Source organism: Telluribacter sp., assembly GCF_035998675.1.
Classification (GTDB): Bacteria; Bacteroidota; Bacteroidia; order Cytophagales; family Spirosomataceae; genus Telluribacter.
The window spans coordinates 1-12,875 of the sequence record NZ_DASYHI010000020.1 but is presented as its reverse complement, the minus strand read 5'-3'; the positions used below and the strand labels follow the sequence as shown (position 1 = coordinate 12,875).

The following is a 12,875-nucleotide window of genomic DNA, read 5'->3' as shown; positions in this document are numbered from 1 at the left end:
CCTTTGAAGTGATTTTACCTGAAAATGGAATATAAGAAAGTATACATAAATCCTATTTCGCCCGAGCCTCCGCGGGCTTCCGTGCTGGTAATCTATACCGGAGGTACCTTAGGAATGATGTACGAGACCAAAGGCCGTCAGCTGGTACCTTTTGACTTCGAACAAGTCATTGATAAGGTACCTGAAATACGACGGCTCGATTTTGAGATTACCTTCCTGACCCTTTCGGAGCCTTTGGATTCGTCTAACATGAAACCGCAGATATGGATAGAAATAGCCGGCATAATTTCTAACCACTATGCGCAGTACGACAGCTTTGTAATTCTGCACGGTACCGATACCATGGCTTATACAGCCTCCGCCCTGAGCTTTCTTCTGGAAAACCTGAACAAACCCGTAATTTTGACCGGTGCTCAGTTACCCATTGGGGTGGCCCGTTCCGACGCCCGGGAAAATTTCATTACGGCTTTGGAAATAGCCGCGGCTACTGATGAAGCGGGCCAGCCGGTAATTTCGGAGGTTTGTATTTATTTTAATTCAGTACTACTAAGAGGCAACCGGGCCCGAAAGCAGGAAAGCTCCGACTTTAACGCTTTTCATTCCCAAAACTACCCCACCCTGGCTACCGCCGGCGTAAGGATTGAATACAACCTTCCTTACATTAAACCCTATGAACCGGATAAAGAGCTGCAACTGCATACCTCACTTAATGCCAATGTTACCTTTCTGAAGCTGTTTCCGGGTATTTGTCGTAAGGTGGTAAGCTCAATACTTCATATTGAAGGTCTGAAGGGAGTTGTGCTGGAAACCTTTGGGGCAGGCAATGCTTCCACCGACTACTGGTTTCTGGAAGAGCTCCGGATGGCGATAGATCGGGGCATAATTCTGTACAATGTTTCCCAGTGTGAAGGTGGCAGGGTTACGCAGGGTCAATACCAGACCAGCAAGTACCTTAAGCAGATTGGCGTGGTAAGTGGGTCGGATATTACGGCCGAAGCGGCCATCACCAAAATGATGTATGTATTTGGTACAGACCTTGGTAGCCAGCACCATCGCGATTTGCTCGCTTCTCCCCTTCGGGGCGAAATGAGCATTTGATTTGCAGGTATAGCTATTTGCACTATATTTGCAGCCTCTTACCCCACACAGAGAGGTGCCCGAGTGGTTGAAGGGGCACGCCTGGAAAGCGTGTATACCGGTAACGGTATCGAGAGTTCGAATCTCTTCCTCTCTGCTTTTGCCGTTTCCTGCTCAGGAAACGGCATTTTTAATTTTCGGGACAAGTGCGGGACAAAATGCAAAACGATAAACTCTGCAAAAAGCCGCTCCTAATCACAGGAGCGGCTTTGATATTTACGATATTTATTTCAATTTAAAGCAGTACGGGTAACTGGTACCGCTGCCTATGGGTTGGGGAGGAAGGTTTCCCTACTTTTGAATCTGAATCAGGAAATGGTTCCGTATTTCTTCGTTGTCAAATTCCCATTGAATCTCTTTTTTCGGTCGTTTTTTCAATAACAGAAACACGACACGGGGCTGCCCGTTAGCATCAGTATCCGGAAATATGGCATTGACGGTGTTAAGATCAATGTATTTTTCCAGGAGGGGGTGTTTGATAAGATCAGACATGGTAGTGGTTGGGATGAGTTTGATGAACCAGATTCTGATCGGCATTCGAAAAGTAAAACGGGCGGACGACCCGGTTACCTTGAAAGGTACGACGCAAAATGCAATCAAATATAAGGTATTTATTTGACTATCACACTATTTGCCCTACTTTTTATTACCTGTTTTCCCCTCTTTGATACCCCTCCCCTTGCACGGCCTGTATAGGACCTGGTTAATCTTTCCCTTTACCTGACTTATTAATTCTAAGTTCTGAAGAATACGATTTTATTGTCAAAGCACGGAGATTCTGGAGGAGAATTGGCCCGAAAAAATAAATTAACGGGCTACTACCCTTTATTACCTGATATAAGATTATGTTTTGGAAACTAATTTGGCATTCTATTTAGGAATATGGTTGCAAAAGCGATTTGTATCATGGCCTCAGAAGATTCTACGGTTTTCTCATAATCCTTAGCCAGTCGGCGTCTGAAATTGAGCCATCCAAATGATCTTTCGACCTGCCAGCGGTTTTTCTGTGGCACAAACCCTTGGATCGATTCTGGTTTTTGTGCAATTTCTATCTTCCAGCCATACTCCTCGTCGGCATGTTGGATGAAAGTTGTCTTATAACCATGGTCGCCAATGATTTTCTGTAAGCGAGGCACCTTGCCTTTCAAGCTTTCAAGAGCCCGGATACCCGCCTGGTTGTCGGAGCTTCCAGCAGAGGTTACTTTGACGGCCCATGGGATACCAAGTGTGTCAACCAGAATCGTCCTTTTGCGTCCGTTTATTCTTTTATTGCCATCAATCCCTGTTTCTGAACTAATAAACTGAACCGACTTAACGCTTTGACTATCAATAGCCATTAAGCTGGGCGTGGCTTCTCGTTCCTGTCTCTTACGTTCTTCAATGGCAAGGCAGTCAAGCAATTCCTCCCAGATTCCGCGCAGCTTGAATTGTCGGAAATGGTAGTACACGGTCTGCCAGGGAGGGTACTTGCTTTCCATGTTCCGCCACTGGGAGCCAGTATTATTGATCCAAAATATGGCATTGACTATCGTGCGCAAGGAATGTTGGCGATCTCTTTTGTTATCAATTATTTTTTCGACAAATTGCCAGCAGGAGTCAGTCATTTCAGAGAAATTCTCTTTCATTTAGCTTGTTTGAGGTGAGATTCAACAAGCTAACGACTGACTCCTTTTATTGGTTTTATTCAATCCAAAACATATTCTTAAATACTCTTGATCGGCTTCAAGTTTGTTTCAAAGAACGAAGAGGGTGATCCTATCCTCCAGCGAAAAGTATCCATCCCGCAAGCTTTCCTGACCACAGCCAATGGGCTTACCTACATTAAAAGCAAGGAAAAGGGACGAGAAGTACCCGATTTAGTAAACCAAACTTGTATACTTATCAAGTATAATTTCTTTACATAAAACTTGATTAAAGATATACAAATGTTAGTTGGCTACGCACGGGTATCAACCTGGGACCAAAATTTGGAACTCCAACTGGACGCACTCAAAAAAGCTGGATGTGAGATCATTTTTCAGGAAAAGGTTTCTGGCCTAAAGGCGGATCATTCGGAGCTGGAAAAAATGGTTAACCAACTTCGGAAGGGAGATGTAGTTTGTATTTACAAGCTTGATCGTTTGGGCCGATCGGTGAAAAACCTGTTGAACCTGGCTGTTGATTTTGAAAAAAGGAATCCATTGACACGACCACACCCCAGGGTCGGCTGATAGTGAATATGTTTGGATCAATTGCCGAGTTTGATCGCACAGCAGCGGCTGACCGTCGGCGAACCGGCGGGACTTGATCCGGGAAAGGACTAAGGCAGGTTTGGAAGCAGCCAGAGCCAGAAAAGGAGGTCGAAGGAGCGGGCTTTCCACCGAAGCACAGAAGAAATCCATGCTGGCCGAGATGTATTACAAAGAAGAAAAGATAGGCGTGGACGAAATTGCCGAAACCATTGGCGTTTCAAAAATGACACTTTATAAATATTTGCGCCTGCGTGGCGTTCCAGTAGTGCTTACACCAAAAAAAATAGAAAACCTGAGCACTCAGAATCGATTGTGGCCGTACTCTTGCCTCAATAAAACCATTTTAGCAATCCGCGGGGAAAATTGCACATTTGAGTAGTTAAGCCCTTATAATTTAAATTGACTCATGAACAGAAGAACATTCTCCAACAACCTCCTTAGTTTTTCAACAAGTGCGCTATGTACTCCCAGTGCAATGTGGTTCTACGAAAATAGGGATGGCCGACCAGAGAAAATGCCTAAAACTGACACACACGTACATTTATTCGATTTACATAATCTATCCTACGGTTGGTTAAAAAATTCGCCCACAATCAACCGTAATTTCGATTTACAGGATTACAAAGAGGCCACGAAAAGTTCGAACATCGGAAAAATGGTGTTTATGGAAAGCGGAACGGACGCCGGTTTGGGTCTTAAGGAAGCTACCCTCGTCAGCCAGTTGGCCCTATCCGAACCAAAAATCAAGGGAATAGTGGCCAGGGCGGATCTTTCGCAAGGGCCTGATACGGAAGAAGCCCTGGAACAGCTCTGTGAGCTCCCTTTGGTGAAGGGTATACGGGCCGGTTTCCCGAAAAATGCGGCAACTTCCAGCGATTTCCTGGCAGGCTTCAAGGCCCTGGCCAACCATAGGCTGAGTTTCGACCTATTGCTCTCTCCACCCTTGATGGACGAAGCGGTTGAGCTGGCCAAAAAATTTCCTGATACAACTTTTATCCTGGATCACCTGGGCAATCCGAACGTAGGCGAGGCAGATACCACGCTATGGCAGAACGGTATAGCGAAATTGGCGGAACTGCCCAACGTAAATTGTAAAATTTCGGGCATCATCACCCGTTTCGGGCAGGATTGGTCAGTCGAGAAAATCAAACCCTACATCCTATATGTCATTGAAAAGTTCGGGATGGATCGTTTGGTCTTCGCCGGGGATTGGCCCGTGGTACTGAAGGCTGGGTCCTACCAAAGCTGGTCTAGGGCTTTTGAAAAAATTACGGGACAATTTTCCGACGAAGAACTCCACAAAATATACCACAAAAATGCTGATCGTATTTACAGGCTATGAAAAACAAAAGCGACTTAAATTTTCGGGAAGGTAATAGGGCCTGGCTGTTTTTCCTTGGCTATTTGTTGTTCAATATATCGATGGCAAACGGCCAGTCCACCCCGACCTATAAAACGGCAAGAAATGGGAAAGTCTTTCAGATTTTTCAATTCCCCAGAAATCAAATGCCACGCATCGACGGAGACAAAAGCGATTGGGCCATCGTGCCCGAAAAATATACCTATGGTACGGATCAATTAAGCGATACCGAAGACGGGATGGGCAGCGACATCGACCCTAAAGACCTCGATGTAAAAGTGACGATCGGCTGGGTCAAAGGCCTGAACCGTATTTATTTTATGTACGAGGCCTACGACGATTTTTGGGATTTCGAACGCTTCAATCCCGAGGGATATCTGAACGATATATTTGAGCTCGTAGTCGATGGCGATCTTTCGGGCGGCCCTTTTATTCAAAACCCCTTATATGATCCTGAGCAGATAAAGTGGCAACCTCAGACCGCTTCCTATATCGAAAACCACTTTAATTTTAGTGGCGTGCATGCCCAGAACTACCATATTTATACGCCGCCCGTAAACAATGCCTGGGTATTGGTGTGGGGGAGCCAATCATGGATTTCTGAGTTTCCCCACGCAAACTATGCCTATGATTATCATTTTAAACACGGGGAAAGCGGTACTTTGAGGTTGGAAGGTTGGATCACCCCCTTTGACTACGCTCCTTACGAAGGACCGCAAAAGGCCGTGGAATCGCAACTAAGGGAAAATAAAGTCATCGGCCTCGCCTGGTCGATATTAGATTTTGACGGGGGAAAAAGGGAAGGCCACATCAATCTCGCCCACAACACCAAAATGGTCAATAACGCCTCGTATCTATGTGCCTTTCAACTGATGCCGTTAGAAAAAGAATTTTTGGAGCCCATTAAAGCAGCGTGGACGTTCAGGGTGGTGGACGAGGAAAAGGGAATAGTGGCCTTCAAAGATGAATCCATTGGAACGGTCGATAAATGGACCTGGGATTTCGGCAATGGCGATAGCTCGACGGAACAAAATCCGATTTATCGATTTAAGAATAAAGGGGTGCGAACAGTCATTACCCTAAAGGTCGAAGGGCCCCAAGGCAGTTCCAAACGTACCCGATATTGGGAAGTGATGATACGGTAGGGCAATACCTGATCAGCGGTAGAACTCATGAGCTGGATCAAGGCCGCGCGCTCCGTAAATCACAGCCGGACTCCCTACTTCGAGTGCCCCCAAATCCGGTGCTTTTCCGCTATAGCCATCATTCACGTTCGGAATGATAACGCCAGTATCTACCGCTTTCCCCCTGGGATTAAGTTTGAAATTAAGATCTACGGCGTGGTAAACGGGACCAGGAATACTTCCTACCGATGGTACGATCGGTTTTTGAAGATTCTCAAAAATATCGTAATCTACCGTTATACCGTGTGCTTCAAGACCACTCGCTTCGTTAAAACTCTTTAATGTCTTAAAGCCAGCTACCTTCCCATCAGGTGCTAACCAGCTAAATTGATTTTCCGGACTTTCAGGCCCTCTATTGGGCCGATATCCGTTGTAGTCAGCTACCGAATAGGCAGTGGTAAAGGGGAAAGCCGCCACGTTTACCGGCCCATCCGTACCAAGAATCAAATTATTCCGGTAGTTGGAATTTGGGTATTTGGAACCAGCATTGCTTTCCGAAATGAACGTGTTATGATAAGCGGTAAGACCCGGAACTCCCCCGTGAATTTTGAGCGCTCCTCCCTGTGGTACATTATAGAGGATGTTCCTGATATAGTAGGCGGGGCCACCAAATACGGGTTGGGCGCTTATTCCATTCTCGGCCGCATTTACACCCCTATTCCGCATGACGCGTACATTGTGTACACTCCCGTCTGCTTCGATAAAATCATCGACCAGGAGGTGCAGGTCGTTGTTGTAAATATCGATCGACACCGCTTTCAATTCCTGTTCCTTTTCCGGAGTCCCGTAAGTCGATACACCAATGGCATCGTGGAAGAATGCAATGGAATTGTGAGCGATTACGTGGCCGGAACCATACACTTTGATACCATAGTAAGAATCCAATAGGTGCGTCCCGTAGGGGATCAGGCCCTCGCGGTGAGCGTTCCAACCGTACAATCTGTTTCGATCATCGCGACCAAGGAGGACGTTATCCTGGATAAGGAAGTTTTTTGAACCGGCGAATTCCGTCACGACCCCCTCTCCAACACTCTCAAAACGACAGTTCCGAATAGTCAAATCACTTGCTCCCGCCAAACGTTTCCGGCCGGCATCGAAAACCCGGCCGGCATTTCTAAAGGTAAGCCCCTGAAAAATATGATGTTCGGTGGCCATGACATTGAATAGAATAGCGGCGCCAGCTCCATCAAAGATGACTTCACCATCCCCCGCTGCCTCGATCACAATGGGGCGTTCCGCCGTACCTTTTGCCGTGAAAAAATACGTTCCATCGAAGGGTATGTTGTGCCAATCAGGGTAGTTGAGAAGTACCCCCTGATACAGTCCTCCGTGTATTTTAATAATATCACCAGGTTGCACTACATCTTCGGCCACCACATTCCAGTCTCCCTTTGTGTTATCAGAACCGCCATAAGCAGAAACCAGCCCCGGATAATTCGGCTCTTCTTTCACACCCGTATAATATTGGGAATAAACGTGTCTCACCCTTCCTCCACGGGCAGCCACAGGCTCGGCCCGTGTGGAAACACTGACTACTTTAACCGCCTCCCCTTCGACCCCATCGGGATCTTCCAGGGTAAAGCGGGCCTCATACCTGGTATCGGGATTGACGTCCAGAATACTTCCAGCGAACATGTGGGGAACGGTATAATCGATTCCCGCTCTTTCAATATGTTCCCCCCCAAGCCTAAGGAGAGGCATCCCCTTTTTCCATGCGTTGCCCGTTCCTGCGATTCGATATTCAACTTTTACCGTAGCATTCCGGTTGTCGTCACCAGCGATATACCATTCGAACCCCAAATTTTCAAGGGTTGGTGGTTCAACGATAAATTTTTGTCCCTGAACCCTATTCTGGGCTTGTAGAAGCTGTGGCAGAAGAACGAGTATGATAAAGAACCCTCCGATTATATTTTTCATTTCATTTGAAAATTTAAACATGATTGTCCTTGTGTTTAAATGATTTCTGTCCCTATTTTTTGCCCTTTATTTTACCCCTTACAGAAGCTACTTCCTTTTCGTGGATGGCGCTTGCGTTATTTTTGAAATTCATTCTGATGTAGGAGGTTACTTTTGAAATATCAGCATCACTCAAAAAATCATATTTGGGCATCTCGCCATTGAAGTGCTTCCCATTTACGGTAATTGGCTCTTTCAAACCATTTAATAATACGGTTATTAGCCTATTTTTATCTCCGGTTACCCATTCCGATTGCCCCAGTGGGGGATAACGACTCCCGTCTCCCATGCCATCTTTCTGATGGCATGAAATGCAATAAACATTATAAATTTTCTGCCCTTCGTCCGCCACACCTTTGGTAAGGTTATCTTTGATTTTATCAGGAGTCCTGAGGTGGGTTAGCATTTTACGCTCTTCCATTTTTGTCAACTGATTCGTTCCAAAACTTTCTTTACTTCCCTTGTACATGATTCGCCATACCTTTCCTGTGACAGCATCACTTATGTATAAGGAGCCATCAGGACCCATGGCTATTCCCATTGGGCGATGAGCCGCTTCGGATGAACTCACAATCGTTTCTTTCTCAGCAAATCCATCAGCAAATACTTCCCAGGAGCCTGACGGCGCCCCATTTTTGAAAGGAACAAAACCAACAAAAAAACCTGATTGTGGGTACGGGGCTCGATTACTTGATCCAATAAAAGCTATAAAAGCGCCATTTTTATAATGGTCAGGAAATTGGTTGCCGGTATAAAAGAAAAGATCATTCGGGGCCCAATGTCCCGGAAAGCCCATAATAGGATTGGCGGGCTTATCCACTTCTTTTGTTAAATCGACACCACGGTATTCAGGAGACACCACTTTTTTATTCTGCAGTTGGTCGTAATAATAGTAAGGCCACCCACCATTCATTCCCTCTTTCACTTCAAAAAATTCCTCAGAAGGCAGCATGGCACTTTCCCATTCTGAATACAGTGATGGCCATGTTTGGTGCAGTCCGTCTCTGCCGTGTTCTACGGCGAATAGAGTATTGGTTGCATGATTCCAGTCCATGGCTATCCCGTCTCGAAGTCCGGTGGCATACCGAACTCCGTCTTTTTGTGTTTGATCTAGTTTATTAGCAGCAAATCTCCATATGCCGGCATGTTCAGTAAGTTCAGCGCACGGATATTGACCTGGGCTTTCGGGAATTCTGTTATCTATCTGACAATTATTACTTATTGACCCAAAATTGACATACATGTGTCCATCGTCGTCAAAAGCAAGCGATTTGCCAATATGTTCCGTTTTATAATTGTCTGTAAGTACAAGTTCTATCTTGCTTTCGGGTACTAGTTTTCCCGGCGTTAATTTCTGCCTGTATACAGCGCCTTTGGTACTAAAATAAATATGGCCATTGTAAATTTTCATGCCCGTTGGGCCATAACCGCTCTCCGCTTTGTAATCTCCAAAATAGGCTATAATGTCAGCCTTACCGTCGTTGTTGCTGTCACGGATAGCAACATTTCCGGAGTCTTGCTTCGCGTAAGTAAGTTTCACATAAATGTCCCCATTTTCATTCACGGCCAGATGTCTGGCACGGCCAATATGGTCTGCCACAACCAACGCTTCGAAGCCGTCGGGCAGGAAAAGACCGCCATCGTCAACATTGCCTGCCGGGAGGTTTGATTTTTGAACAGAGCCGTAGAGGAAGGCACTCGCTATGAAAATGCATATCAGTTCAAAAAAATAGGCTTTCGATAAATTCATTTTACTTTATTGGAAGTTGTTTAAAGTTGTTTTTCAAATTGATTTACTGTCTTCAAGAATATCACAGCAAATACCAGGTTGAGGAGGCTAGCCTCCACCCTGCTGGACATTCTAAAAAGAGGGGCGCAGAATACCTGCCTCAGTGGTCGACCAAAGTCGAACTACTGTATGTTACGCACCTGTTAGCCAACATTAGCGGATACTTCCCAAATCAAGACAAAATCGGACCGACTTCTTTGATCTATGCAAATGAAACGCTATAAATTTCATCATAATTTCTATCCTGACGTACGCAGGCAAAAACACGATGTACAACCGGGGCACCGGTGCGACTTGTTCCGGACATTATTGAGCACTAACATTTTGTTCTTGCCGCCTCCGGGCGCCTGGTTCGGTTGGATGGCTACTTTTAGCAAATATTCAGATTATGCTGCAACGAATCAACCCAAGAGGCAAAACAAAATTTCCAAACACATTCTAAAGGTTATTGTAAGTGCCTGATCTCTACCGTCCTTGCGTATTATAATGGTACAATTACGACGAAATAAGTGTAAGGCTGTTTCAGCGTAATACACCTTCAAAACCGGCCACCTCACAGCAGGCCCGGTTCAGGTACTTGTTCCACCTTACTCCTTCCAAAGATTTTTTTCGTCACCATAGCTATCGTTAGTTTGATTTTACTTCTCAGGGTAATTACTTTCAACGTATGAAAAGCTGCCGAAGGTTTAGTTCGACAGGGGTTTGCCACTATACCGGCTGACGAATAAGTGCTGGACTTTTTAATTCTATTGAACTTTAGCACTAAATTTAAGCTGACGAACCACCAATCCCGGTACAGCGGCATACCGATGGATATTAGCGGTCATTTTAAAGCGACATTTAATTGGACAATAAAAACTTATTGACTCAACAAATTATGACACAGGAAGAGCAGATAGTGGATTGTGAAAACAGACTTTTAGAAGCAATAAAAATTGGTGACATCAAGGTTCTGGACGAACTTTTACACGACAGTATAATTTTTAATATTCCAACAGGACAAACAATTACCAAAGCAATGGACATTGAGAATTATCGTTCAGGCATTATGACCATTTACGATATTTCTACAACCGACCGGACGATAAGTACAATTGAAGATATATCTGCTGTTGCTGTCACAGTTAATTTGAAAGCAAAATATGACGGACAAATTATCGATGGCAAATTTAAATACTTAAGAGTATGGAAATTATTTAATAATTCGTGGAAATAATCGCAGGAAGTGGATTTCAAATTTAATTACCAAAGAACAACTGGGACACGAGAAAAGCGACGATCCGCTAACAAGGGTTTTATGCAAGCGGGGCTGATGGGAACTCTATGAAGCATTTGTGCAAAAACAAATATTAGAATATTCTAATCAGCTTCGGTACTAGAATGCCCTATATGCACAAAGTCACTAACTGGCAAAACAGGACCATACATAAAACTATAACATAAACTTTTGGATAAATAATGAAAAAAATAAGAAATGTTTTTAAATGGTCTCTGGTTGCCGTCGGGAGTTTAGCGCTAATTTATTTTTCATCAATGATAATTAGAGAAATAAGGGTTGTGGCTGACAATCAAGAAATAACAACACAAAATTTTGTTGTACGATATAGTGGTATTCTTGAAAGCGAGGGAAAGGACATTTCAGAAGCATTAGAAGCAAACTACGACAGGATCAGGGAGGAATTGCAGGACCCTAAACACGATAGAATATCTGTTTACATCCATTCTTCACAAGAAGATTTTAATAAGGCGACTGGGTTAATTAATAGCAAAGCAAACGGAACTAGTCGTGGACCTTTGACATTCCATTTGAAATACGACACTTGGTATAATAGTGTTTTTCCGCAAGACATGAGCAAGGTGGCAGTCCACGAATTTACTCATTGTGTACAATTAAATATTTTAATTCAAGATGCACTTTCTAAAACTGCACAGGAGAGACTGGGTGACTTTGACAAAGCTTTTGAAGAAAAATTTCAGAAAAAATACCCACAATGGCTCTGGGAAGCACTTAGTGATTATGAGGCTGGTATGGTAAATAAAGTTAGTGTAAAGTATGGTATGAAAAACAGGCCGACTTTGCAGGAACTTAACAACAGTAATCAAATTTATACGATTGGATACACAATTATTGACTATTTTGTTAGTACATATGGCAAGGATAAATTAGGCGATTTCATTAAATCGTATGGGGATTTTGACAAAGTACTTGGAGTCTCTGAAAGTGATTTTGAAATAGATTGGCATACATTTACTGACAAAAAATATTGATAGTATAGGACTTTCCCAAAGCAACTCTTTGGCTGCTATACAAGCAAATTTCGTACTTTCGTACCCGCGTTTGCCTGGCAACAAAAGGCTTAATTCCTCTTGTTCATGGTGCTACTGATTGTTAACCCGTTTTTATTAACCCTTATGTCCGAATATCAAACACCCAAAGATCGTGCGTATACCAACGCCCTACTGAATGCGGCTCCCAAAGAGGCCTCTGCCTTCATGAACCTTAAGCATACAGCCGAACGAACCGATGGAGTGATTCCCATTAAGTATCGGGAGTTAATGTCGGTAGCTGTAGCCCTGACTACTCAGTGCGCCTATTGTATCGAATCCCATATTAACAATGCTGTACAGGCTGGTGCTACGCGGGAAGAAATTGCCGAAACGGTTTTCATTGCGGCTGCGCTCCGGGCGGGAGGGGCGGTAGGAACCGGTCTGATGGCGATGCGTCTTTTTGAGGAAGCCAGTTCAGCCAGCAAATAAGGTATCAATTTTTAATACATCCCACGCCTACCCATTCACCACGGTGAGCCAGCCTGGTGATTGGGTAGTCATTGTAACAAAACGCTTCTTCTGCGGGCTCTTTTAACCTGCCTCGTCCTGACTTTGTTATACCTTGACTTGGTCTGCTTACCCTAGAATATTGCATATAAATAGTTTACGTTTTTTGTAAACTATTTATAATTTACGTAAATTCGTGAAATATCTAGAACATGTATTTGCTCTACACAGGTGTAAACCCACCGGCATATGTTAAGGTTGTTATTGAACCTCTTACCAGTAGCGACCTTAGAAAACTAACACTAAGATTATGTTTTGGAAACTAATTTGGCATTCTATTTAGGAATATGGTTGCAAAAGCGATTTGTATCATGGCCTCAGAAGATTCTACGGTTTTCTCATAATCCTTAGCCAGTCGGCGTCTGAAATTGAGCCATCCAAAT

11 protein-coding genes, 1 tRNA gene and 1 pseudogene are annotated in these 12,875 nt (G+C 44.2%); 8 read left to right on the top strand and 5 right to left on the bottom strand.

The window, feature by feature from the left end; translation table 11 throughout:
- Positions 1-24 precede the first annotated feature (24 nt).
- Positions 25-1,098, top strand: coding sequence for an asparaginase (locus VGN67_RS14195; protein WP_327487515.1), 1,074 nt, complete (start codon positions 25-27; stop codon positions 1,096-1,098).
- Positions 1,099-1,147: 49 nt separating this feature from the next.
- Positions 1,148-1,234, top strand: a tRNA-Ser gene (locus VGN67_RS14190).
- A 194-nt stretch (positions 1,235-1,428) separates the two neighbouring features.
- On the opposite strand, the gene VGN67_RS14185 is transcribed toward VGN67_RS14190, so the two are convergent.
- The gene (locus VGN67_RS14185; protein WP_327487514.1) at positions 1,429-1,629 is read right to left on the bottom strand and encodes a hypothetical protein; all 201 of its coding nucleotides are present in this window, start codon (positions 1,627-1,629) and stop codon (positions 1,429-1,431) included.
- Between the two features lie 365 nt (positions 1,630-1,994).
- Entirely contained in the window at positions 1,995-2,762 is a 768-nt protein-coding gene (locus VGN67_RS14180; RefSeq protein WP_327487513.1) for an IS5 family transposase, read from the bottom strand.
- 300 nt (positions 2,763-3,062) lie between these two features.
- Between VGN67_RS14180 and VGN67_RS24450 the strand changes: the two are divergent.
- The 3 genes and pseudogenes from VGN67_RS24450 to VGN67_RS14165 all read left to right on the top strand — a co-directional run.
- Positions 3,063-3,612 (top strand): annotated as a pseudogene (locus VGN67_RS24450) (recombinase family protein); the annotation flags it as partial.
- 162 nt (positions 3,613-3,774) lie between these two features.
- Positions 3,775-4,710: an amidohydrolase family protein gene (locus tag VGN67_RS14170; RefSeq protein WP_327487512.1), complete on the top strand. Its 936-nt coding sequence runs from the start codon at positions 3,775-3,777 to the stop codon at positions 4,708-4,710.
- Positions 4,707-5,873: a PKD domain-containing protein gene (locus VGN67_RS14165; RefSeq protein ID WP_327487511.1), complete on the top strand. Its 1,167-nt coding sequence runs from the start codon at positions 4,707-4,709 to the stop codon at positions 5,871-5,873. Before VGN67_RS14170 ends, VGN67_RS14165 begins: the two co-directional genes overlap by 4 nt.
- A 12-nt stretch (positions 5,874-5,885) precedes the next feature.
- Here the strand turns inward: VGN67_RS14165 and VGN67_RS14160 are convergent, their stop codons facing one another.
- Positions 5,886-7,547, bottom strand: coding sequence for a hypothetical protein (locus tag VGN67_RS14160; RefSeq protein WP_327487510.1), 1,662 nt, complete (start codon positions 7,545-7,547; stop codon positions 5,886-5,888).
- Between the two features lie 334 nt (positions 7,548-7,881).
- Positions 7,882-9,618 (bottom strand): PQQ-dependent sugar dehydrogenase, encoded by a 1,737-nt coding sequence (locus tag VGN67_RS14155; protein WP_327487509.1) that lies wholly within the window; start codon positions 9,616-9,618, stop codon positions 7,882-7,884.
- 916 nt (positions 9,619-10,534) lie between these two features.
- Between VGN67_RS14155 and VGN67_RS14150 the strand changes: the two genes are divergently transcribed.
- The 3 genes from VGN67_RS14150 (at position 10,535) to VGN67_RS14140 (ending at position 12,414) form a co-directional block, all read left to right on the top strand.
- The gene (locus VGN67_RS14150) at positions 10,535-10,873 is read left to right on the top strand and encodes a nuclear transport factor 2 family protein (protein WP_327487508.1); all 339 of its coding nucleotides are present in this window, start codon (positions 10,535-10,537) and stop codon (positions 10,871-10,873) included.
- 242 nt (positions 10,874-11,115) lie between these two features.
- A complete protein-coding gene (locus VGN67_RS14145) occupies positions 11,116-11,925 on the top strand; it encodes a hypothetical protein (RefSeq protein WP_327487507.1) in 810 nt (269 codons plus the stop codon).
- Between the two features lie 144 nt (positions 11,926-12,069).
- Positions 12,070-12,414, top strand: coding sequence for a carboxymuconolactone decarboxylase family protein (locus VGN67_RS14140; RefSeq protein ID WP_327487506.1), 345 nt, complete (start codon positions 12,070-12,072; stop codon positions 12,412-12,414).
- A 340-nt stretch (positions 12,415-12,754) separates the two neighbouring features.
- Here VGN67_RS14140 and VGN67_RS24570 read toward each other — a convergent pair.
- Positions 12,755-12,875: transposase (locus VGN67_RS24570; RefSeq protein WP_414717289.1), on the bottom strand; the 121-nt coding region annotated here is incomplete at its 5' end.

Excerpts from the sequence above, each read along its gene's own strand:
- VGN67_RS14195 (WP_327487515.1), top strand. The coding sequence starts at position 25 with ATGGAATATAAGAAAGTATACATAAATCCTATTTCGCCCGAGCCTCCG.
- VGN67_RS14185 (WP_327487514.1), bottom strand. The coding sequence starts at position 1,629 with ATGTCTGATCTTATCAAACACCCCCTCCTGGAAAAATACATTGATCTT.
- VGN67_RS14180 (WP_327487513.1), bottom strand. The coding sequence starts at position 2,762 with ATGAAAGAGAATTTCTCTGAAATGACTGACTCCTGCTGGCAATTTGTC.
- VGN67_RS14170 (WP_327487512.1), top strand. The coding sequence starts at position 3,775 with ATGAACAGAAGAACATTCTCCAACAACCTCCTTAGTTTTTCAACAAGT.
- VGN67_RS14165 (WP_327487511.1), top strand. The coding sequence starts at position 4,707 with ATGAAAAACAAAAGCGACTTAAATTTTCGGGAAGGTAATAGGGCCTGG.
- VGN67_RS14160 (WP_327487510.1), bottom strand. The coding sequence starts at position 7,547 with ATGTTCGCTGGAAGTATTCTGGACGTCAATCCCGATACCAGGTATGAG.
- VGN67_RS14155 (WP_327487509.1), bottom strand. The coding sequence starts at position 9,618 with ATGAATTTATCGAAAGCCTATTTTTTTGAACTGATATGCATTTTCATA.
- VGN67_RS14150 (WP_327487508.1), top strand. The coding sequence starts at position 10,535 with ATGACACAGGAAGAGCAGATAGTGGATTGTGAAAACAGACTTTTAGAA.
- VGN67_RS14145 (WP_327487507.1), top strand. The coding sequence starts at position 11,116 with ATGAAAAAAATAAGAAATGTTTTTAAATGGTCTCTGGTTGCCGTCGGG.
- VGN67_RS14140 (WP_327487506.1), top strand. The coding sequence starts at position 12,070 with ATGTCCGAATATCAAACACCCAAAGATCGTGCGTATACCAACGCCCTA.